The sequence below is a fragment of the Streptomyces sp. NPDC020597 genome, from assembly GCF_044335095.1.
In the GTDB taxonomy this organism is placed as follows: domain Bacteria; phylum Actinomycetota; class Actinomycetes; order Streptomycetales; family Streptomycetaceae; genus Streptomyces.
On sequence record NZ_JBIRUL010000013.1, the window covers coordinates 58,032 to 80,124 of the forward strand.

The following is a 22,093-nucleotide window of genomic DNA, read 5'->3' on the forward strand; positions in this document are numbered from 1 at the left end:
GATCCTCGAACTGAAGAACACCATCAACACGATGGTCGACCAGCTCTCCGCGTTCGCCGACGAGGTCACCCGCGTCGCCCGCGAGGTCGGCACCGAAGGACGCCTCGGCGGCCAGGCCGACGTCAAGGGAGTCAAGGGCACCTGGCGGGACCTCACCGACTCGGTCAACTTCATGGCGGGAAACCTCACCAACCAGGTCCGCAACGTCGCCCAGGTGGCGACCGCGGTGGCCAAGGGCGACCTCTCCCAGAAGATCACCGTCGACGCCCGCGGCGAGATCCTCGAACTGAAGAACACCATCAACACGATGGTCGACCAGCTCTCCGCGTTCGCCGACGAGGTCACCCGCGTCGCCCGCGAGGTCGGCACCGCGGGCAACCTGGGCGGGCAGGCGACGGTCCGCGGGGTGTCCGGCACCTGGAAGGACCTCACCGACAACGTCAACGTCATGGCGTCGAACCTGACGGGCCAGGTGCGCTCCATCGCCCAGGTCGCCACCGCCGTGGCCCGCGGCGACCTGTCGCAGAAGATCACCGTCGAGGCCAAGGGCGAGGTCGCGGCCCTCGCGGACGTCATCAACACCATGGTCGACACGTTGTCCGCGTTCGCCGACGAGGTCACCCGCGTCGCCCGCGAGGTCGGCACCGAAGGACGCCTCGGCGGCCAGGCGCAGGTGCCGAACGTGGCCGGCACCTGGAAGGACCTCACCGACAACGTCAACTCGATGGCCAACAACCTCACCGGCCAGGTCCGCAACATCGCGCTGGTGACCACGGCCGTGGCACGCGGCGACCTGTCGAAGAAGATCGACGTCGACGCCCGCGGCGAGATCCTCGAGCTCAAGACGACCATCAACACGATGGTCGACCAGCTCTCCGCGTTCGCCGACGAGGTCACCCGCGTCGCCCGCGAGGTCGGCACCGAGGGACGCCTCGGCGGCCAGGCCGAGGTGGAGGGCGTCTCGGGCACCTGGAAGCGCCTCACGGAGAACGTCAACGAGCTGGCCGGGAACCTGACCCGGCAGGTCCGCGCCATCGCCGAGGTCACGAGTGCCGTCGCCGAGGGCGATCTGACCCGGTCCATCACCGTGGTGGCCTCCGGCGAGGTCGCCGACCTCAAGGACAACATCAACTCGATGGTGGAGTCCCTGCGCGAGACCACCCGGGCCAACCAGGAGCAGGACTGGCTCAAGACGAACCTGGCGCGCATCTCGGGCCTGATGCAGGGCCACCGCGACCTGCCCGTGGTGGCCGAGCTGATCATGGACGAGCTGGTGCCGCTGGTGTCCGCCCAGTTCGGCGCCTTCCACCTCGCCGAGGACGGCCCCGACGGACCCGAGCTGCGGCTCGTGGGCGCCTACGGCTACCCCGCCGACGACACCCGTCCCACCCGCATCCCCTTCGGCCGCTCCCTGGTGGGCCAGGCCGCCCGCAGCCGGCGCACGATCACCGTGGACGAGCTGCCGCCCGGCTACGTCACCGTCTCCTCGGGTCTCGGCGAGGTCGAGCCCAGCGCCCTGCTCCTGCTGCCCATCGTCTTCGAGGGGCAGGTGCTCGGCGTCATCGAGCTGGCGTCGGTCACCGCCTTCACGCAGACCCACGTGGACTTCCTGGAGCAGCTGCGGGTGACCATCGGCGTCAACGTCAACACCATCGTGGCGAACGCCCGCACCGACGAGCTGCTCGACGAGTCGCAGCGGCTCACCGCCGAACTGCAGGCCCGCTCGGCCGAGTTGCAGTCCCAGCAGGAGGAACTGCAGCACTCCAACGCCGAACTGGAGGAGAAGGCCTCCCTGCTGGTGGCGCAGAACCGCGACATCGAGGCGAAGAACCTGCAGATCGAGCAGGCCCGGCAGGAGCTCGAGGCGCGGGCGCAGCAGCTGTCCCTGGCCTCGAAGTACAAGTCCGAGTTCCTGGCGAACATGAGCCACGAGCTGCGCACCCCGCTCAACAGCCTGCTCATCCTGGCCCAGTTGCTGGCGCAGAACCCCTCGCGCAACCTCACCCCCAAGCAGGTCGAGTACGCGGGCATCATCCACTCGGCCGGGTCGGACCTGCTGCAGCTGATCAACGACATCCTGGACCTCTCGAAGGTCGAGGCGGGCAAGATGGACGTCTCGCCGGAGCGGGTGTCGCTGCGCCAGCTCATCGAGTACGTCGAGGCCACGTTCCGGCCGATGACGTCGCAGAAGAGCCTCGAGTTCACCATCGACACGGCCGCCGGCGCCCCTGCCGACCTGCTGACCGACGACTCACGGCTGCGGCAGGTGCTGCGCAACCTGCTGTCCAACGCGGTGAAGTTCACCGAGCAGGGCGGTGTGGAGCTGCGTGTCGAGCCGGCCTCCGACGAGGAGGTGCCGAGCGGGGTGGTGCGCGGCGGCACGGTGGTGGCGTTCCGGGTGAAGGACACCGGCATCGGCATTCCGGAGCAGCAGCTGGAGACCATCTTCGGCGCCTTCCAGCAGGCGGACGGCACCACCAGCCGCAAGTACGGCGGCACGGGCCTGGGTCTGTCCATCACCCGGGAGATCGCGCATCTGCTCGGCGGCGCGGTCACGGTCGACAGCACGCCGGGGCGCGGCAGCACGTTCACGCTCTATCTGCCGGTGGCGCGGCGGGACTTCCAGGAGGTCATCGACGGCGGCCGGCCGGTGGAGCGGGTCCTCGGCGAGCCGCCCTCGGCGATCCCGGTCGGCGCTCCGGGCGTGCCGGTGGCGCTCGGTCCCGCCGGGCGGCGTCCGCGCCGGCTGCTGGTGGTGGAGGAGCGGCCCCGCGGTCTGCTGACCCTGGTGGCCGAGTCCGTCGTGGCGGACATGGCGCGCGGCCGGGAGGACGGCACGTCGGCGGCCCCGGTGGACATCGTCACCGCGGTCGGGGCGCACGAGGCGGCGGGCGCGCTGGCGGCCGAGCCCTGCCACTGCGTCGTCCTGGAACTGGGCATGCCCGACGCGGAGGCGTCCCGGTTCCTGGAGGCCCTGCACGACGACTCGGCGCTGACCGGTGTGCCGGTGCTCGTGCACAGCGGGCACCGCGCGGACCTCGCCCAGGAGCGGAGCCTGCAGTCCCGTGCGGCGGGCAAGCCGATGGAGTTCCTGTCCAGTCTGGACGAGCTGCGTGAGCGCATCACCCTGCATCTCTCCGCCGAGCAGCCGGGGGACGTGCTGGCCCTGGTCCGCCCGGACGAAGCGCAGCCCGAGGGGCCGCCGCCGGTCGACGACGCCGTCGTGGGCCGCACCGTACTGGTCGTCGACGACGACGCGCGCAACCTGTTCGCGCTCAGCGGGATCCTGGAGCTGCACGGCGTCCGGGTGCTGCACGCCGAGAACGGACGCGAGGGGATCGACACCCTGCGCAACAACCCGGAGATCGCGCTGGTGCTGATGGACGTGATGATGCCGGAGATGGACGGGTACACGGCCACGGCCGAGATCCGCCGCATGCCCGAGTACGCCGAGCTGCCGATCGTGGCGGTGACCGCGAAGGCGATGCCGGGAGACCGGGAGAAGAGCCTCGCCTCGGGGGCCAGCGACTACGTCACCAAGCCCGTCGACACCCATGACCTCATGGCCTGCGTCCGACGCTGGCTGACCGTCTGAGGACGTCGTGCACCGCCCGCGCCCAGGCGTTCGAAGCCGAGGAGTCCGCACACCGTGACCATTCCCGCCCAGCCGACAGAACCCGGTGACACCCGGTCCCTGCCCGTACCGGCCGCCGCGCCCGGGAGCCCCGCCCCGCAGGCCGGGGACCGGCTCGTGTCCGGGGAGGACGCGGGCCCGCCGGGGGCGGACGCACCGGCGGAGAGCGCCGGGCCCTCGCCGGTGGGGCGGCTCGCCGCGACCGTGGACCGGCTGCGCCGGGAGGTGCGGGCGGCGCAGGCCGAGGCGGACGGGCGGGCCCTGGTCGAACTCGCCAAGGGCATCCTCGTGGAACGCCTCGGGTGCGGGCCGGCCGAGGCGGCGCAGCAGCTGTCCGATCTCGCCGAGCAGGCCGGGACGACGCCGCTGGAGTTCGCGGTGGACGTCATCAACCAGGCGGCCAGGGACCGGGTGTCCGAGGTGACGAAGGCCTTCCTGGCCGCCGTCACGGGGACGGAGGATCCGCAGGAGCGGTCGGCCGCCGTGCGGCTGCGGGCCGCGGAGAGCGGAGCGCTGGCGGCGGCGCACGACACCCAGGCGGTCGCCGACTCCCTGCTCCAGCACGCGCTGGAGCCGCTGGGCGCGGTGGCGGTGGCGATCTGGGCGGTGGGCTCCGACGGTTCGCTGACGCTGGCGGGCAGCGCGGGGTTCTCCCCCGGCGAGGCCGAGCGCTGGCGCTATGTGCCGCCGGACGTGGCGACCGTGGCCCGGCACGCCCTCGCCGAGGGGTCGACCCAGTGGATCGGGTCGCTCGGTGCGACGGGGCTGCCCACGGTGGGGCGTCAGCTGCACGCGGGGGGTGGGCGGGTCGCGGCGCCCGCCGCGACCGCCGGGCGCGTGCACGGGATTCTGGAGATCGCCTGGCCGGCCCCGCTGCCACCGCAGCCGCCGCAGGTGATGCGCCAGGTGGAGGCGCTGGCGGAGCTGTGCGCGCACACGCTCCAGTCGTACGTGAGCGTGCGTGGGCCCGGCCGGCAGCCGGTGGTGCTGCCGGACGCCTCGGAGCTGATGGACCTGACGGACGGCCTGCACGACCCGGCCCTGGTCCTGGTGCCGCACGTCGACGCCGGGGGCAAGCTGCTCGACTTCCGCATCCAGCACGTCAACGACCGCTTCCTGGACCCGGCGGGGCGGCCCCGGGCCGTGATCAACGGCGCGCTGCTGCTGGAGGCCTATCCGATGGCCGCCGGAGGCGGTGACCTCTTCCAGCGCATCGAGCGCGTGCACGCCACGGGCGAGCCGTTCCGGGCCCGCCGGATGAGTCTGACCGCGCTGGTCGGCGAGGTGCCGCTGGCGGCCGTCGCGGACCTCAGCATCAGCCGGCACGGCGCGTGCGTGCTGCTGATCTGGCGGATCGAGGACGAGGCGGCGCGGCTGGCGAGCCTGTTGCAGAACGCACAGCGCCTCGGTCGCATCGGCGGTTTCGAGGAGGACCTGCTCACCGGCGAGACCACCTGGAACGGGCAGCTGTTCGCCCTGTACGGGCGGCCCCTGTCGAGCCCTCCGGTACCGCTGGAGGACCTGGCGGCCCACACGCACCCCGACGACGCGGTGATCGTCGGCCGGCTCCTGCGCACGCTCCTTCATCGCCGCCGTCCGGCCTCCGCCGCGTTCCGGCTGCAGCGGCCGGACGGGGTGACCCGGCACATGCGGATCGTCGCCGAGCCGGTGCTGGACACCGACGGGCGGCTGGTCGCCGTGCGAGGGGCATACCAGGACATCTCGTCGCAGCACTGGACGGAGGTGGCACTGGCCGCCACCCGCGACCAGCTGGCGCAGAGCGAGCAGCAGGCGAGCGAGCGCAGCCGGCTGGCGCTGCAGTTGCAGCACGCCATCATGCCGCCCACCCGGGCCCCGCTGGAGGCTCCCGGTCTCCAGGTGGCCGTCCGCTACCGGCCGGCCGAGGAGGAGCACCTGGTGGGGGGCGACTGGTACGACGCCGTCGTGCTGCCCTCCGGCCTGGTGATGCTGTGCGTGGGCGACGTGGCCGGGCACGGCATCGAGGCGGCGACGAGCATGGTGGTGCTGCGCAACGCGCTGCGCGGGCTGGCGGTGACCGGGGCGGGGCCGGGACAGCTGCTGTCGTGGCTCAACATCGTCGCGCACCATCTGACGGGCTCGATCACGGCCACCGCGGTGTGCGGCCTGTACGACCCGGCCCGGCACACCCTGCGCTGGGCCCGGGCGGGTCATCTGCCGCCGGTGCTGGTGCGGGACGCCCAGGCGGCTCCGCTGCCCCTGCTGAGGGGGATGCTGTTGGGCGCCGTGCCGGAGACGGTGTACGAGGAGGAGGAGGTCCAGCTGGCCGCGCAGGACACCCTGCTGATGTACACCGACGGCCTCATCGAGCGGCGCGACCGGTCCGTGGAGGAGTCCCTGACGCAGTTGCTGGTCCAGGCGCGCACGGTGCCGCCGACCCTGGACCAGCAGCTGGACCGGCTGCTCACCTACAGCAGGTCCGACACGGACGACGACACCTGCATCGTGGGCATCCGGCTGCGGTAGGGCGCCCGCGGTGTCCGGGTGTGCGGGGACGATGCATGAGGTCGCGGTTCGGGGGTATCCGGCTGTGCGCACCGACAGACCGGGGATCCGCAGGTGGAAAGGGGCAGGACAGGACGATGGGGAACATTCCCGTGCCGTGCCCTCCCGTCGCGGCCCACCATCCCGGCGCATCGAAGTCGCCCGCCGGGGCAGACGCCCCCGACCGCCAGCTTTCGGAGGAACACCACGTGTCCATCGCCCAGAACCCCCTGTCCGTCGAAGTCACGCTGCCTCGTGAGGACGTCGCCCTGGTCACGGTCGAGGGCCATCTGGACCTCGACACCGCCACCGAGTTCCAGGCCCATCTGGCCAACCAGCTCCATCACGGGCGACGGCATTTCCTGATCGACCTCTCCGAGGTCCCGTTCATGGACTCGTCCGGGATGAACATCATCCTGCGGGTCTACCAGGAGGCCCGGGATCTGCCGGGCAGCGTCCACGTGATCAACCCGAGGCCGGCCGTGCGCCGCGTGCTGGAGCTCACCGGGGTCAGCATCACGGTGCCCATATCGGAGAAGGCGGACGACGCCCTGGAGCTCATCGACCGTCGGCAGGCGCCGGAGACCCCGCAGGACTGATGTCCGCGGGGCCGCGCCGGACGACCGGTGACGTACGGGGAAAAGCGCAGGTGCGGACGACTGCCGCCCGACAGTTGTCATTTGACAACTGTCCGCGCGAGGCAACAGAGTGAGCGGGACAGATGCGGGAAGGATCACCGATGTGCCTGTGGGCGAGCCCGAGCACGCCGGGACACCGTCAGGCGGTACGGGCGTCGGCGTCGGACTGGTGGATCTGCGAGGCCGCGGCGGCGCAGAACGCCTCCAGCCCCCTCAGCAGGGCGTTGCGCTGCACCGCGGGCATCTGCTCCAGCACGCCCTCCAGCGCCGCCTCCCGGCGGGATCTGAGGTCGGCCAGGAAGGCGCGCCCGCGACGGCTGAGGAACAGTTCCAGCTCCCGGCGGCTGCCGGCGGCGGTCCGGCGTTCGACGAAGCCGACGGCCTGGAGCCGGTCGCAGAGGCGGCTGGTCGACGGCGGCGTGGACCCGAGGGACTCGGCGAGCGTGCGCAGGTTGATTCCCTCGTGGTGCTCCAGGATGAACAGCACGCGCAGCTGGGACGCGGAGACCGGAGCCGTGGAGGCGCGGCCCCACAGGACTTCCAGCAGCTCGGACGCCTGTGAGGTCACACGCGCCACCTGGTCGGGCTGCGGACGCGAGGAGGAGGACATCACGGTGACACTCTCGCAGGGATCGAGGCGACTGTCAGCCCGCGTCCGGCGCGGGGCGACGACGGGAACGGCCGCGTGAACAGACTCGTCGCCGCGGGACGCGCCCTGCGTTCCGCGGCACCGCACCGACTGCCCGACGTGCTGCGCGAGGTGCTGCGCGTCCACTACGCGGCGGAAGCGGTCGAACTGCGGCTGGCCGACTACGGACTGACGGTGCTGCTGCCCGTGCCGCCCGGCGGCCCGCGGGGCGCGGGCGTCCCGGCGCCGGCCGCCGTGCACGGCAGCGCGCCCGGCCGGGCCTTCGGCGCCCAGGAGCCGCATGTCGAGGAGCTCGGCGACGGGCTCGTCCTCACGCACCTGCCCGTGACCGTGCGCGGCGACCGGCTGGGCGTCCTGTCAGTGACGCTGCCCGGGACGCAGGCCCGGGAGCGGCTCACCGAGCTCGCCGAGGTGGCTCAGCTGCTGGGCCACGAGATCCTCGTCGCCGAGCGCGACACCGACGCGTACCGGTGTGCGCGCCGCACGGACCGGCTGACGCTGGCGGCCGAGATCCAGTGGCAGCTGCTCCCGGCCCGGTCCTGCGCCCGGGACGAGTACGCGCTGGGCGCCCAACTGCAGCCCGCCTACGCCGTGTTCGGCGACAACTTCGACTGGGCGGCCGACGACGACCATCTGACGGTGTGCGTCACCGACGGGATGGGCGAGGGCATCGAGGCGTCGCTGCTGACGAGCCTCGGCATCAACGCGCTGCGCAACGCGCGCCGGGCCGGCGTCCCGATCGCGGACCAGGCGGCCCTGGCGGACCAGGCGATCCACGCCCACTACGGGGGCGACGCCCATCTGTCGGTGCTCCTGGTGGACATCGAGCTGTCCACCGGGCGCATGCAGATCGTGGACGCGGGCTCGCCGCACCTGCTGCTGGTGCGCGACCGGGCGCTGAGCCGGGTGGACCTGGACGCGCAGCTCCCGCTGGGCATGTTCGAGGAGACCGACTACGTGGCCCAGGAGCTCGCCCTGCTGCCCGGCGACCGGCTGCTGTTCGTCAGCGACGGGGTGCACGCGGTCGTCGCGCCGGGCGGCGAGGCGTACGGCGAGCACGCGCTCGCCCGGGCGGTGGCGTCGGCGGCGCTGCTGCCCGCGGCGGACGTGCCGGGCGCGGTGCTGCGGGCGCTGACCGGCCACCGGGGCAGACCCGAGCCGGACGACGACGCGCTGGTCGTGTGTCTCGACTGGTTCGGGCAGCCGTCCCCGTCGCCGTCCGGCCGCCCCGGCTCACAGCCGTCGCCCGCCGAGGGGCAGGGCACGGTCCCGGCGCCACCGCCGGGACCGCAGCGGCACGACGCGGAGGAGGAGTGAAAGAGATGCCGGAAGACGAGACGGCGGCACAGCGGCCGGCCGGGCGGGCGGCGCCCGTGGAGGAGGTGGCGGCGTTCCTGAGCCGTCGCCGCGAGCAGATCGCCCAGCGCTGGGCCGACGAGCCCCTGTTCCGCGTCGTGTTCACGGTCTCGCGGGACGAGGCGGCGGAGGCGGGCCGGGGCGTCGTCGACGCGCTGGCCGACGTCGCCCTCTCCGGGCGGGTGGAGGACACCGACGGCGTCGGGTTCCTGCGGGTGCGCGAGCAGCTGGCCAGGATGGCGGCCGCCCGGGCGCGTGCCGGTCTCAGCACCGCGCAGATCTCCCACGAGGTGGACGCCCTGCGCACGCCCGTGGTGAACCTCCTGGTCGCCGATCTGCCGGAGGCGCCCGCAGAGCACCTGAGGGAGTGCGCGACCACCCTGACGGCGCTGATGGGCACCCTGCGGCTGGTGGTCATGGAGACCTCGCTGACCGAGGGTCAGGCCCTCATCGACCGGCAGCAGCTGCAGCTGATGGAGGTCGCCACGCCGGTCATCCGGCTGTGGGACGGCATCGTCGCCGTGCCGCTGATCGGGACGCTCGACAGCGCGCGCAGCCAGGTCGTGATGGAGACGCTGCTGGAGTCGGTCGTCGACCAGCAGGCCCGGTTCGCGATCCTGGACATCACCGGGGTGCCGACCGTCGACTCGCTGGTCGCGCAGCACCTGATGAAGACCGTCGCCGCCGTGCGGCTGATGGGCGCGGAGTGCGTCGTCTCGGGCATCCGGCCCGCCATCGCGCAGACGATCGTGCACCTCGGCCTGGACCTGCCCGTGGTCACCCGGTCGAGCCTCGCCGATGCCCTGGCGTACGCCCTCGACCGGCTGGGCGCCGGCATCGTGCCCACGGCGACCGGCGGTGCGGGTCCCCGGTGAACCACGACCTCTCGCGCGCGGGCACCGCCCATGTGCCGGTGCTGCGGCTCGGCGACGTCCTGCTGATCACCCTTCAGGGCGACCTGCACGACGGCGCGGCGGAGCGGCTCCAGCAGGACGTCGCGGAGTCGATCGTCCGCAGCCGGGTGACCGGCGTGGTCATCGACATCTCCGGCGTGGAGATCGTCGACTCCTTCCTGGGGCGGGTGCTGGCCGAGATCGCCGCGAGCGCACGCCTGCTGGCCGCCCGGACCGTGGTGGCGGGCATGCGTCCCGCGGTGGCGATCACACTCGTGGAACTGGGGCTGACCCTGCCGGGGCTGCGCACGGCGCTGAACACCGAGGCCGCCATGGAGCTGCTCGCGACGTCGTCGGACGAACCGCGCCGGGAGCCCCGGTGAGCGAGACGTCCGCGGGCGTCGGCGCCCGCCTGCCGATCCGTTCGGACCTGGACCTGGTGTGGGTGCGGCAGCACGTGCGCCGGGCGGCGGCAGCCCTCGGCTTCGGCCTGGTGGAGCAGACCAAGCTGGTCACCGCGGCCAGCGAACTCGCCCGCAACACGCTGGTCTACGGCGGCGGCGGCGAGATGGAGGCCCGGGAGACGTCGGACGGACGGGCCGCGCGCGGGCTGCGGCTGACGTTCACCGACAGCGGGCCGGGCATCGCCGACCTGGAGCAGGCCCTCAGCGACGGCTTCACCTCGGGCGAGGGCCTGGGGATGGGCCTGGGCGGTGCGCGCCGGCTGGTGCACGACTTCGCCATCGACAGCGCGCCCGGGGCCGGCACCACGGTCACCGTGACGTCCTGGGCGGCCCGCCCGCCCCGGCCGCGTGAGGAGCAGCCCGGATGACGCGCGTGTGGGACGTTCCGGTGCACGACTCGACGCGGGTGCGCGACGCCCGGGTGGCCGCGGAGGGCGCGGCGGCGCTGGCGGGTCTGGACGGGCGACGCACCGCCGACGCGGCGCTGGTCGCCACCGAACTGGCGACCAACCTGCTCAAGCACGCGCGGGGCGGGCAGTTGCTCGTGGAGGCGGTCGCCGCGCCGGGCGGGCGTGCCGAAGCCCCCCTGGTGCAGATCGTCGCCGTCGACCACGGACCGGGCATGTCCGACGTTCCCGCCGCGCTCGGCGACGGGTTCTCCACCGTGGGCTCGCTGGGGGCGGGGCTCGGCACCTGCCGACGGCTGTCGGACGACTTCGGCCTGCACAGCGTCCCCGGCCGCGGGACGGTCGCACTGGCCCGGATCGGCGGCGCGACGGCCTCTTCCGGCCGCCGGGGCCCGGCCGACGCCCCGTCCCCGCACTCCCCCGCCGCCGTTCGGGCCGGCGGGGTCAACGTCCCCTTCCGGGGCGACGAATGCTCCGGTGACGCCTGGACCTGCGTGCGGGACGGCGATCTGGTGACGCTGATGCTGGCCGACGGCCTGGGGCACGGCCCCGAGGCGGCCCGCGCCTCGACCGCGGCGGTGGAGGAGGTGCGGCGCAGCGCCAGCCTCGCGCCGGCCGAGCTGCTGCGCCGCCTGGACGGCGCGCTGCGCGGCACACGGGGCGCGGCGGTCGGGGTGGCGAGGCTCGACCTGCGCGCCGGGCGGCTGCTCTTCGCCGGCATCGGCAACATCGGGGCGCGCCTGCGCGAGGGCGACTCCTGGCGGCATCTGCTCTCGCGACCGGGCATAGTCGGCGTGCACCGGCCCGCCACCGTGCCGGAGACGGCGGCCGAGTGGGCCGCGGACCGGCTGCTCGTGCTGCACAGCGACGGACTGCCCAGCCGCTGGACGCCGCCCGTGGACCCCCGTCTGCTGTCCGCGGACCCCGCGCTCACGGCCGCCGTGACGGTGCGCGACGCCGGCAGTTCCGCCCGTCCCGTACGGGACGACACCGCCGTCGCCGTCCTGTCCCCGAGCCCGCCGGACCGCCCATGAGGCGCAGCTGGCGGATCGGCTCCGTGGAGGACGCGGCACGCGCGCGCATCGCGGTCGCCCGGGTGGCGGCCGCGTACGGCGTCGCGCCGCTGGACCGCACCCGGTTGTCGGCCGCGCTCAGCGCGCGGCTGCGCCGGTGCCTGACCAAGGGCGGAGTCTGGTCGCTCGAGCTGACGGGGGCCGGGGGGAGGCTCGACGTCGAGGTCGCCGCCTCTCCCGCGGGCGACGAGCCGCCGTGGCGGTACGCCGCGCCCTGCCCGGAGCCGGCCGCGGGCCCCGTCGCCGATCCGGTGGCGGGCGACGTCACCGTCCTGTCGGAGGCGCTGCTCGGCGCGGACGAGGACACCGCCCTCGTGCTGGACAGGCTCGCCGAGCAGGAGGAGCTCGTCGCGTTCCACCGGGAGGAGCTGCACCAGACCAACCAGGGCGTCCTGGCGCTGCACGCCGACCTGGACGCCGCCGGGCGGGCCCAGCGTGAGGCCTTCGCGGCGGAACGCGCGGCCCGCCGCGAGGCGGAGAGCGCCCGCCGCAGGCTGACGTTCCTGGCCGACGCCAGCGCCGCGCTCACGGCCTCCCTCAACCACGAGGAGATCGTGCGCCGGCTGCCCGAGCTGCTGGTGCCCGAATACGCCCGCACGGTCGACGTGTGGCTGTTCGACGCCGAGGACGAGCGGGGGGCGTCCGCCCCGCGCCCCGCGGCCGCGGTGATCGCGGCCCGCACCGGCAGACCCCAGTACGCGGCCGACCGGCCCGGCGGTCTGCCCGGGGTGGACGACCAGCCCGCGTCGGCGCTGCTTCCGACCCGGCCCCTGCTGTGCGTGCCGCTGCCGACGCGCCGGGCGCCGCTGGGCGTGCTGACCCTGACCCCGCCCGGCGAGCGCTGGGACCCCGACGACGCCGTGATGCTCGTGGAGCTCACCCGGCGGGCGGGCGGCGCGCTCGACAACGCCCGCCGCTTCGAGCACAACCGGGACATCGCCGAGACGCTCCAGCGTGCCCTGCTGACGGAGCTGCCCGCTCCTTCGGGGCTGCGGCTGGCGGCCCGCTATCTGCCGGCCACGTACGGGCTGAACATCGGCGGCGACTGGTACGACGCGTTCCGGCAGCCCGACGGCAGCCTGATCATCGTCATCGGCGACGTGACCGGGCACGGGCTGCACGCGGCCGTGATGATGAGCCAGCTGCGCACCGCGCTGCGCGCCTACGCCGTCGACGGGGGCAGCCCGGGCGAGCTGCTGACCCGGCTGCACACCTTTCTGCACCACCTCCAGCCCGACCTGTACGCGACCGCCGTGATCGCCCGCTTCCGGCCCGGCGAACCCGTGCTGACATGGGCGGCCGCGGGTCATCCGCCGCCCGTGCTGCGCGGCCCGGACGGCCGGGTGCGCACGCTGGACGCCAAGCCGGGGGCGATGCTCGGCATCCCGTTGCACCAGGAGATCGCCGACCACACGGTGCCGCTGGAGCCCGGTTCCACGCTGGCGCTCTACACCGACGGCCTGGTGGAGCGGCGGGCGCAGGGCATAGACCCGGGGATCGACCGGCTGGCGGCGGCGCTCGGCGGGTTCCGTGCCGGGGAGCTGGACGCGGATCTGGACGGCGCGGCCGAGCGCATCCTGGAACCGATGCTGAGCGACTCCGAACGCGACGACGACGTCTGCCTGCTGCTGTGCCACATCGACAGCCACGTCGGCGGCGGGGCAGGCGGCCGGGCGGACGACCGCACGGCCGGCCGGGTCGGCGACGTCCGCGGCGGGGCCTGAGCGGGCGGTCAGTCGTCCGGGCCGGCCGGCTCGCGGCCCGACGCCGACCGCCCCGTCACCGTGTGGGCCTGGTGGAAGGCGAACAGTCCGTGCTCGAGAGCGGCGCGCTGGGCCGGCGTCATGGCCTCGAACACCGCGGTGAGCCGCCGGACCCTGCGCTCGGCCACGTCCGCGAGGACGCGGTGGCCGTAGGCGGTCAGCACGAGCTGCACCTCACGCCGGCTGTGCGGCTGCACGGTCCGCTCGAGGAGCCCCGCGGCCTCCAGCCGGTCGCAGAGGCGGCTCGCGGTGGGCAGGCCGACGCCGAGATGCTCCGCCAGGGCCGTCAGGTTCAGCTCCGGGCGGCCCCGGACCGTGCGCAGGGCGTGCAGCTGCCGGGCGGGCAGCCGGGGAGGGGCCTCCTCCGCCGCGGTGAGCCAGCAGGCCACCAGGCTCTCCACGGCGTCGGCGACCTGCCGCGCCTGCCTCCCGCGGTGCGTCCACCGTCCGTCGTCGGAGCCGTCCGCGTACCCCGCTGTCACTGCTGTCGGACCACCGGATTTGTCATGTACGTCGGCCTACCCGAAGGACCGGGGCGTACACAGGCCCATCGGGGGGTACGACGCTGGCCTCAGGAGAAACGTTCGTCTGCATGCCTCGCCCGGCTGGCGGAACCGGCCCGGGCGCGGTGGTATCGATAAGGTGCGAACGGCCCGGGGCGGGGCACGCGCATGACGTCGGAGCAGACCGCCCGGAGCCGCAGAAAGGGATGGACATCGTGACACGACCCAGGATCCTGGTGGTGGGCGCGGGCTTCGCGGGGGTGGGGTGCGTTCGGCGACTGGAACGCGAACTCTCCGCTGCGGAGGCCGACGTCACCCTGGTGACGCCGTTCGCCTATCAGCTCTATCTGCCACTGCTGCCGCAGGTCGCCTCGGGCGTGCTGACGCCCCAGTCGATCGCCGTGTCGCTGCGCCGGAGCAGGAAGTACCGCACCCGCATCATCCCGGGCGGCGCCATCGGCGTGGACCTCGCGTCGAAGGTCTGCGCCATCCGGACCATCACGGACGAGATCGTGAACGAGCCGTACGACTACATCGTGCTGGCTCCCGGCAGCGTCACCCGCACCTTCGACATCCCCGGGCTCACCGACCACGCGTTCGGGATGAAGACCCTCGCGGAGGCCGCGTACATCCGCGACCACGTCATCACCCAGCTCGACCTCGCCGACGCCAGCAACGACCCCGCCGAGCGTGCCTCGCGGCTGCAGTTCGTGGTCGTCGGCGGCGGCTACGCCGGCACCGAGACGGCCGCCTGTCTGCAACTGCTCACCCACAACGCGGTCAAACGCTATCCGCGGCTGGACCCGAACCTGATCAAGTGGCACCTCATCGACATCGCCCCGAAGCTGATGCCGGAACTCGGCGACAAGCTGGGCCGCAGCGCCCAGGAGGTCCTGCGCAAGCGCGGCATCGACATCTCGCTGGGCGTGTCGATCGCCAAGGCGGGCCCGGAGGAGGTCACCTTCACCGACGGCCGGGTGATCCCGACCCGGACCCTCATCTGGACGGCGGGCGTCGTGGCGAGCCCGCTGATCGCGACGCTCGGCGCGGAGACCCAGCGCGGGCGGCTCGTGGTCGGGGCCGAGATGAACCTGCCCGGGAACGACGGGGTGTTCGCGCTGGGGGACGCCGCCGCCGTGCCCGACCTGGCCAAGGGTGAGGACGGTGCGGTCTGCCCGCCCACCGCGCAGCACGCGATGCGGCAGGGCAAGGTGGTCGCCGACAACGTCATCGCCACCCTGCGGGGCCGGCCGATGCGGCCCTACGTGCACAAGGACCTCGGTCTGGTCGTCGACCTCGGCGGCACCGACGCCGTCTCCAAGCCGCTCGGCATCCAACTGCGTGGGCTGCCCGCGCAGGCCGTGGCGCGCGGCTACCACTGGTCGGCGCTGCGCACCGGCGTCGCCAAGGCGCGCGTCCTGACCAACTGGACGCTCAACGCGATCGCGGGCGACGATTTCGTCCGCACCGGCTTCCAGGCACGCCGTACCGCGAAACTGAAGGACTTCGAGTACACCGACAGCTATCTGACGCCCGAACAGGTACGGGCGCAGGTCGAGGGGGCGGCCCCGGACAGCGCCTGACATCCGCACGGCAGGAGAGACGGCAGGAGAGTACGACGGCGTGAGGGCTGCGACACGGTCGCTCGGCGCTCGGTGGCGGGATCGGGTCGCTGCGTCCGATCCCGGACTGCTGCGTCTGGCGGCGGGACTGCGCACGGTCGGCGCGATCGCCCTCACGCTGGCCGTGCTCTCCCTGCTGGGCGCGGACGTCCCGCATCTGGTGGCGGGCGCCATCGCCTCGATGGTCGCCACCTTCGCCGTCCGGGAGAAGCAGCGCGGTCGGCAGGCCGTCACCCTGGCATTGGGCCTGCCCGTGGCGCTCGCCTCCGTGTCGTTGGCGGCGCTGCTCAGCTCCCGGACGGCGGCCGGCGACGTCGTCTTCATCGCCCTGATCTTCTGCGCCGTCTACGGCCGCCGGTTCGGCGACCGCGGGACCACGCTCGGGCTGATCGCCTTCCAGGTCTATTTCATGGCCCTGTTCGTCGGCGTGGGGACCTCGTCCCTGCCGGGCTACCAGCAGGTCATCGCGGTGGCCTTCGCCTGCAGCGCGACCGTCCGGTTCCTGCTCGTGCCGCAGACCCCGTCCGGCATCCTGGAACGGCTGCGACAGGCCTTCCGGGCGCGGCTCGCCCAGTTGCTGGACGCTCAGCTGGACCTGCTCGACGCCGGTCCGGACGACGCGGAGAAGGCTCTCGGCCAGGTGCGCGAGGGCACCGCCCGGCTGCACGAGACGGCCATGATGATCCAGGGCCGGCTGGTGGAGGGCACGCCCGACGAGACGGTCGCCCGCCTGGTGCAGCGCCGGATCGCCGACGCCGAGATCGCCGCCGAGCGGCTCGGGCTGCTCCTGCTCACCGCCCGCAGCGCCGAGCGGGCGGACACCCTGACCCTGCACCTGCCCGGCGCGCCGCTGCCCGAGGCCACCCGGCTGCCGGTGCGGGACGAGGCTCTCGACACGCTCCGCCATGACCTGCGGGCCCTGCGGCTGCTGGTACGGCATCCCGTCGAGGCGGGGTCGGGCACCGCGCTGTCCCAGGTGCGCAACCGGCTGCTCGGCTACCGGGACGAGGAGAACCTGCCGCAGGCGCCGCCCCCCGTGCAGGACGTCTTCCGGGGCGTCGGTGAGACCGCGCGTGCGGTACTGGGTCTGCGGATCGCGCTCGACGGGCCGCAGGACGAGTCCGCCGACAGCCTTGAGACGGCCCGTTCCCGCGAGGAGCTGGACGCCGAGGACGCGGCGATCGGCGGCGCAGAGGACGACGAGGCCCCGGCGGACGACGTCACCGGGCTGCGCAGGCCCACCACCCGGGCCGCCGTGCAGGTCGCCGTCGGGTCCTCGCTGGCGATACTCGGCGGCGAGCTGCTCTCCTCGCACCGCTGGTACTGGGCGGTGCTGACCTGCTGGATCGTGTTCATGAACACGTCCTCCACCGGGGAGATCCTGGTCAAGGGCTACCGGCGGCTGCTGGGCACGGTGCTCGGCGTGGTGGCCGGCATCGCGCTGGCGGGCCTGGTCGGCCATCACACCTGGACGGCGTTCGCGGTCGTGCTGCTCTGCGTGTTCGCGATGTTCTACACGGCGCCGCTGTCGTACACGCTGATGTCGTTCTTCGTGACCGCCGCGCTCGGTGTGCTGTACACGCTGCTGCACACCTACAGCCTGTCCGTGCTGGTGCTGCGGGTGGAGGAGACGGCGCTGGGGGCGGCCTGCGGGATCGTCGCGGCGGCGCTGGTGCTTCCGGTGCGCACGGACCGGCGGACCAACGAGCTGCTGTCGACCGTGCTCGAGCGGCTCGGCGAGGTCACCGGGGCGGCGGTGGAACAGCTGAGCGGCGCTCCCCCGGCCGATCTGCTGGAGCGCGCCCGGGACCTGGACCAGGCGTTGGCCGATCTGCGGGCCGCCACCCAGCCCCTGACCCACCCGGTGACCCCGCTGCGGTCGCGGCGGGACACCGCCCGCTACGTCGTCGCGCTGCTGGAGACCTGCGCCTACCACGCCCGGTCGCTGGCGGCGACGGCGGAACTGCTGCCCACCCATCCGTCGATAGCGGCGGACCCGCGGCTGCGCCGCGCCGGTGCGCGCATCCTGGACAACATCGGGGCGCTCGACGCGCGCGTCGCGGACGAGCGGAGCGCGGCGGAGGTGCTGGCCGGACCGAGCGTCGCCGCGCTGCTGAAGCCTGGCGTCCCGGGGACACCGCGCTACGGACGGGTGACCGACCGCGTACTGCGGCATCTCCAGCGCCTGGACGAGGCCGTGGTGGGCCTCGCCCGCCCGCTCGGGGCGCCGGTGGCGGCGCCGAGGTGAGAGCGGGCCGAGGCGAACCCGTGAGCGGCCGGGCCCTGCGCAGGCTGCGCGGAGCGATCGGCCGGGCTCAGAAGTCGGTGGGCATTCCGCTGGCCGCCGCGATGCCCCGCAGGGCCTCGGTGTCCTTCTGACGTTGCTGTATGCAGCCGGCGATCTCGGCGAGACGGGACGGGTCGGACGCGGTGACCGCGTCGGTGACCACCCGGACCGGGCCGGTTCCGTCCACCTGGATCTCCACCAGCTGGTTGTCCAGCCGGCCGGTGACCGCGGTGGCGATGACCAGCGCGGCCTCGTCGCGGACCTCCTGCGGCAGGTCCTGGGTCTCCTGTGGGTCCAGGGCGAAGTCGAGACTCTCGGGTGGCTGTTCGTCGAGGGCGCGCAGCGCCGGGGCGACGACCTCCAGCAGGAGCTGGTAGTCGTCGCTGTCCATGCGGACGCGCAGCAGGTCGAGATACATGTCCACGGGCCGTCCGTCGCGCGGGAACTCTGCTTCGTTCATTTGGTCCGTGTTCCCCGGCAGACGGCTGTCAGACCTTGCGCCAGCGAGCCATGCAGAAGGAGAAGAGTCCGAAGAGGACGAGCCCGGCGGCGACGCAGGCCAGCAGGGCCGGCCCCGCCGGGGTGCCGGCGAACGAACGCAGGGTGTCGTCGAGCCCCTTGGCCTTGTCGGGCCGGTAGTCCACGGCGGCTCGGACGGCGAACGCCCCGGCGGCCGCGAACACCAGCCCGCGGGCCGCACCGCCGCCCACTCCGGTGACGTCCACCATGCGCCGCACGCCCGGGGACATGTCCCCCAGCCGCAGCTGCTTGCGGTACGAGCGCATGACGGCGCGGGCCCCGATCCACAGGCCGGCGACGACGATGCCGACGCCGGCCGCGCCGACGATCCACTGGCCGGCGGGGAGGTCGAGCACCCGGGCGGTGACGTCCCGGGACTGTTCGTCGCTCGAACCGCCGCCGTCGCCCGAACCGGCGGCGAACTCCAGCACGGAGTAGGCGACGAAGGAGTAGAAGGCGCACCGGGCGAGCGCGGTCAGCCGCTTCCTGGCGCTGCGCCCGTCGGAGCCGGCCCCGCCGAAGACGGCTTCGGAAAGCCGCCACAACGCCATGCCGACCAGCCCCACGCCCAGCGCCCACAGCAGTACGGCGCCGAAGGGCTTCTGCGCTATCTCGGCGAGGGCGCCGCGGCGGTCGGCCTCCTGTCCGCCCTCGCCGAAGGCGATCTGCAGGGCGATCACACCCACCAGCAGATAGATCACACCGCGAGCGGCGAGCCCGGCCCGGGCCGCCCCCTTGGTCAGCGACCCGCGCGCCGCCCGCTCCGCCTCGGCCCGCCCGTTGCGCGCCCACGCACTCGTGTTCATCCCGACCTCCCGGAATCCTCCCCGAACTTCGCGGGATCCGCATGCCCTCGCTCGGGCCGTGCACACCCGTCGGCCGGCGACGGGCGGGCGCACCCGGCACCAGGCCCGTCCGTGCCGCACGCCGAAGAGGTGCGCAGGACGGCGGTGGAGGGAGACCACACAGAGGCGCGGACGCAGCGCTCACGGACGCATGGACGCTCGGCGCAGGGACACGGGGCTGCGCGCCCGGAAGTACCGGGGCTGGGCGCACGAACGGGCAGGCGCACCGCGGCCGTCGCCGTGGTGCGCCTGCCCGTCATCGCCGCTCAGGCGTACGTGCCCGTCCGGGGCGTGCTCAGGCGTACACGCGCGGGCCGTCGTCGGTGTGACGTCCGGCGGCGTCGGCGGCCGCGGCCGCGTCGAGCCACTGGCGCGCCGTCTCCAGGGCGTGTCGCACGTCCCGGGTCCCGGTGGACACGCACAGGGTGTAGGCGAGATCGCGGGCCTGCGGATGGTGCTCGCCGGCTCCGGACTTCCTCAACCCCTCGTATTCGTCGACGAGTTTGCGCAGGACGGCGGGGTGGGGCATCAGCATGGGCCGCTTCTCTCCGTTCTTCGTTCGGGACCCGGTGGTGAAGGAAGGGGTGTCCTGCGGTGTCAACGCAACGCCTCCTGGCGCACCCGCTCACAGCTGCGGTTGATGAGGCGGGAGACGTGCATCTGGGAGATGCCCAGCCGGTCGGCGATCCTGCTCTGCGTCATGTCCTCGAAGAAACGCATGTAGAGGATGGCGCGTTCGCGTTCCGGCAGCCGCCGCAGACCCTCCTTGGCGGACTCGCGGTCCACCACGGTGTCGAAGGAGGAGTCGGCGGCGCCGAGCGTGTCGGCGAGGCTGTACCCGTCGTCGCCGGCCGGGAGTTCGGCGTCCAGCGAGAGCGTGCTGAAACTCTCCAGGGCCTCCAGGCCCGCCGCCACCTCGTCCTCGGTGAGGCCGGTGTGTGCGGCGAGGTCGGCGACCGAGGGCTCGGGGGCGCCCGGGGCCTGGGCCAGCTCCCGCCGGGCGACGCGCACCTTGTTGCGCAGCTCCTGCACCCGGCGGGGCACGCGCAGCGCCCACATGCGGTCGCGGAAGTGACGCTTGATCTCGCCGGTGATGGTGGGCACGGCGTAGCTCTCGAAGGCGCCGCGCTCGGGGTCGAAGCGGTCGACGGCCTTCACCAGGCCGAGGGCCGCCACCTGGCGCAGATCCTCGGTCGCCTCGCCGCGGTCGCGGAACCGGCCCGCGATGCGGTGGGCCATGGGCAGCCAGGCGGTGACGATCTCGTCGCGCAGGGCGTCCCGTTCCGGCCCGTCCGGCAACGCGACGAGCCGGGCGAAGCGGCCTGCCGTGTCGGGCGCGTCGTCGTGGGTGCGGCGCAGTTGGGCAGTGGTCCGGTCGGTGGGCCGGGCACTGGGCTGAGCAGAGGTGGAAGCCGTGACGTCGTGACGGCTTGTCGACATGTCGATAGGCATGCGGATTCGCTCCTGAACGGTCATTTCAGGGACAGACGACGAGAGGGCTTCTGCCACCCGGGACGCACGAGGCGCCCCGGGGCGGACATACCGCTCCCGACGGCGCGCCTCCGGTCCGAAGCACGAACCTCCGTCTGCCCTGCCCCCGGGGGCGCAAACTCCGCTTGCCCGAAACCCGTCACGGAATGCCCCGGCCGCGCGCCCGGGGGACCGGCACGCGGGTCAGAACACGGGCACGACGGCGGTGATGCGCTTGCCTCCGGAGGGGAGACCGGCCACCCGGACGTCGCGGGCCAGCCGGCAGACGATCGGCCAGCCGCGGCCCCCCGCGCGCTGTCGTCCCCGTTCGTCGTACGGGTCGACGGCGACGGGCGGCCGGTCGCTGCGATCACTGACGGAGACCCGCACGGCCCGGCCGTCCAGGTCGACGTCGAATCCCGTCATGCCGCCCCCGTGAAGGATGGCGTTGGTCGACAGCTCCGAGGCGACGAGCAGCGCGTCGGAGAGGCCTTCCTCGTCGTACGGGCATCCGGTGACCCCGTGCCGGGCGGCCACAGCCCGCCGTACGGCGTTGCGGACGTCGGCGGGTCGGCACCGCCCGCGCTCCCCGTACCGGAAGGGGCCCTCCGGCGTGTCCACGAAGTCGGTGGAGTCGTTCCCAAGCATCCCTTTCGCTCCCCTGGCAGTCGCCGAGTGGTGGTGGTCGGCGGTCGATGTCGATGGCCGATGAGTGAGGTGTCGTGCCGGCGGCTCCGCCGAGCGGCTGTTCCCGTGGCGGCCGTCCGGCGGTCCTGCCGTCCGGCGGGCCCGTCGAGCGGGCGGACCGGCGTGCTCGGCGGCCGGCGCGTCGACCCTGTCGGGCCACGGCCTCGGCGGGACGGAGACGGTCCGCTCGCGTCGGCGGTCCGGGTCCCGCAAGGGCGGCCACGCCCCCGCCGGACCGCACCGCACGTTGCTCTACTCTCCGGCTGGCCATCCAGCTCGCGGCCAAACCTCCCGGACGGGGAGCAATCGTCTGCCGGGGCGGGGGTAGACGACGTACATGATGGATGTCGTGGACTCGGACGAACTGCTGCGCCGCATCCAGCGGGCCAGGACCTGCGCACAGGAGGAAGTGCGGGCCTGGCGGGCCCGGAGCGCGGATCTCGCGGACGCCGACGCGGACGGGGCGCGTGACGCCCGTACGCGGGAAATCGCCTACGAGGCCGTGCTCAGGGTGCTGGACGAGATCGTCACCCCGGGCCGGCCGACCGAGGGCCGCTGACCGGGCGGGGTGGACCAGACCGCCGCCCGGACTACGTCAAGTGAGGCCGTCCGGGCGGCAGATGAGGTGAAACGGGTCACGCAACCGGGTTTTTGGTGTGCCAAAACCCTGCGAATGGTTTACCGTTCATACATACGTGGTGGTCGGGGTCGACACACTTCTCCCCCACACCCCACGCTCGTACCGCCCTGGCTGGCTTCC

Annotated in this window: 19 protein-coding genes; 12 read left to right on the forward strand and 7 right to left on the reverse strand. The window is 73.6% G+C overall.

The features are described 5' to 3' along the window. From ACH4ZA_RS22870 to ACH4ZA_RS22880, 3 genes are all read left to right on the forward strand, one after another. Window positions 1–3,595: HAMP domain-containing protein (locus ACH4ZA_RS22870; protein WP_398431243.1), on the forward strand; the 3,595-nt coding region annotated here is incomplete at its 5' end. Between the two features lie 60 nt (window positions 3,596–3,655). After that, complete coding sequence (locus tag ACH4ZA_RS22875) at window positions 3,656–6,139, forward strand: SpoIIE family protein phosphatase (protein ID WP_398431442.1); 2,484 nt, start codon at window positions 3,656–3,658, stop codon at window positions 6,137–6,139. A gap of 227 nt (window positions 6,140–6,366) precedes the next feature. Beyond that, the gene (locus ACH4ZA_RS22880; RefSeq protein ID WP_398431245.1) at window positions 6,367–6,756 is read left to right on the forward strand and encodes an STAS domain-containing protein; all 390 of its coding nucleotides are present in this window, start codon (window positions 6,367–6,369) and stop codon (window positions 6,754–6,756) included. 178 nt (window positions 6,757–6,934) lie between these two features. Here ACH4ZA_RS22880 and ACH4ZA_RS22885 read toward each other — a convergent pair whose 3' ends face one another. Continuing rightward, complete coding sequence (locus tag ACH4ZA_RS22885) at window positions 6,935–7,405, reverse strand: MarR family winged helix-turn-helix transcriptional regulator (RefSeq protein ID WP_398431247.1); 471 nt, start codon at window positions 7,403–7,405, stop codon at window positions 6,935–6,937. Between the two features lie 75 nt (window positions 7,406–7,480). On the opposite strand from ACH4ZA_RS22885, the gene ACH4ZA_RS22890 reads away from it, so the two are divergent. The 6 genes from ACH4ZA_RS22890 to ACH4ZA_RS22915 are packed head-to-tail and all read left to right on the forward strand — an operon-like array spanning window position 7,481 to window position 13,361. Continuing rightward, window positions 7,481–8,761, forward strand: a complete 1,281-nt coding sequence (locus ACH4ZA_RS22890) for a PP2C family protein-serine/threonine phosphatase (RefSeq protein WP_398431249.1) — start codon at window positions 7,481–7,483, stop codon at window positions 8,759–8,761. A 5-nt stretch (window positions 8,762–8,766) separates the two neighbouring features. Beyond that, window positions 8,767–9,675, forward strand: a complete 909-nt coding sequence (locus tag ACH4ZA_RS22895; protein WP_398431251.1) for an STAS domain-containing protein — start codon at window positions 8,767–8,769, stop codon at window positions 9,673–9,675. Then, window positions 9,672–10,076 (forward strand): STAS domain-containing protein, encoded by a 405-nt coding sequence (locus tag ACH4ZA_RS22900; protein WP_398431253.1) that lies wholly within the window; start codon window positions 9,672–9,674, stop codon window positions 10,074–10,076. Before ACH4ZA_RS22895 ends, ACH4ZA_RS22900 begins: the two co-directional genes overlap by 4 nt. Next, on the forward strand, window positions 10,073–10,525 hold the full coding sequence (locus ACH4ZA_RS22905; RefSeq protein WP_398431255.1) for an anti-sigma regulatory factor: 453 nt from the start codon (window positions 10,073–10,075) through the stop codon (window positions 10,523–10,525). Before ACH4ZA_RS22900 ends, ACH4ZA_RS22905 begins: the two co-directional genes overlap by 4 nt. Continuing rightward, window positions 10,522–11,598, forward strand: coding sequence for a SpoIIE family protein phosphatase (locus ACH4ZA_RS22910; RefSeq protein ID WP_398431257.1), 1,077 nt, complete (start codon window positions 10,522–10,524; stop codon window positions 11,596–11,598). The genes ACH4ZA_RS22905 and ACH4ZA_RS22910 overlap by 4 nt, the downstream gene beginning before the upstream one ends. Further along, a complete protein-coding gene (locus ACH4ZA_RS22915) occupies window positions 11,595–13,361 on the forward strand; it encodes a PP2C family protein-serine/threonine phosphatase (protein WP_398431259.1) in 1,767 nt (588 codons plus the stop codon). Before ACH4ZA_RS22910 ends, ACH4ZA_RS22915 begins: the two co-directional genes overlap by 4 nt. A gap of 8 nt (window positions 13,362–13,369) precedes the next feature. Here ACH4ZA_RS22915 and ACH4ZA_RS22920 read toward each other — a convergent pair whose 3' ends face one another. Then, window positions 13,370–13,882, reverse strand: a complete 513-nt coding sequence (locus ACH4ZA_RS22920) for a MarR family winged helix-turn-helix transcriptional regulator (protein ID WP_398431260.1) — start codon at window positions 13,880–13,882, stop codon at window positions 13,370–13,372. 227 nt (window positions 13,883–14,109) lie between these two features. Here ACH4ZA_RS22920 and ACH4ZA_RS22925 point away from each other — a divergent pair, with 227 nt between their 5' ends. Then, on the forward strand, window positions 14,110–15,486 hold the full coding sequence (locus ACH4ZA_RS22925; protein ID WP_398431262.1) for an NAD(P)/FAD-dependent oxidoreductase: 1,377 nt from the start codon (window positions 14,110–14,112) through the stop codon (window positions 15,484–15,486). Window positions 15,487–15,526: 40 nt separating this feature from the next. Continuing rightward, complete coding sequence (locus tag ACH4ZA_RS22930) at window positions 15,527–17,773, forward strand: FUSC family protein (protein WP_398431264.1); 2,247 nt, start codon at window positions 15,527–15,529, stop codon at window positions 17,771–17,773. 67 nt (window positions 17,774–17,840) lie between these two features. On the opposite strand, the gene ACH4ZA_RS22935 is transcribed toward ACH4ZA_RS22930, so the two are convergent. The 5 genes from ACH4ZA_RS22935 to ACH4ZA_RS22955 form a co-directional block, all read right to left on the reverse strand. After that, window positions 17,841–18,272, reverse strand: a complete 432-nt coding sequence (locus tag ACH4ZA_RS22935) for a hypothetical protein (protein WP_398431266.1) — start codon at window positions 18,270–18,272, stop codon at window positions 17,841–17,843. Window positions 18,273–18,300: 28 nt separating this feature from the next. Continuing rightward, window positions 18,301–19,137, reverse strand: coding sequence for a DUF1206 domain-containing protein (locus ACH4ZA_RS22940; protein WP_398431268.1), 837 nt, complete (start codon window positions 19,135–19,137; stop codon window positions 18,301–18,303). Window positions 19,138–19,471: 334 nt separating this feature from the next. Further along, window positions 19,472–19,711 (reverse strand): DUF5133 domain-containing protein, encoded by a 240-nt coding sequence (locus ACH4ZA_RS22945; RefSeq protein ID WP_398431270.1) that lies wholly within the window; start codon window positions 19,709–19,711, stop codon window positions 19,472–19,474. Window positions 19,712–19,773: 62 nt separating this feature from the next. Continuing rightward, entirely contained in the window at window positions 19,774–20,628 is an 855-nt protein-coding gene (locus ACH4ZA_RS22950) for a SigB/SigF/SigG family RNA polymerase sigma factor (RefSeq protein ID WP_398431272.1), read from the reverse strand. Between the two features lie 222 nt (window positions 20,629–20,850). Further along, window positions 20,851–21,294 carry an ATP-binding protein gene (locus tag ACH4ZA_RS22955; protein ID WP_398431274.1) on the reverse strand — a complete coding sequence of 148 codons (444 nt, stop codon included), beginning with the start codon at window positions 21,292–21,294 and terminating at the stop codon, window positions 20,851–20,853. Between the two features lie 376 nt (window positions 21,295–21,670). Between ACH4ZA_RS22955 and ACH4ZA_RS22960 the strand changes: the two genes are divergently transcribed. Then, window positions 21,671–21,892, forward strand: a complete 222-nt coding sequence (locus ACH4ZA_RS22960; RefSeq protein WP_398431276.1) for a hypothetical protein — start codon at window positions 21,671–21,673, stop codon at window positions 21,890–21,892. Window positions 21,893–22,093 lie beyond the last annotated feature (201 nt).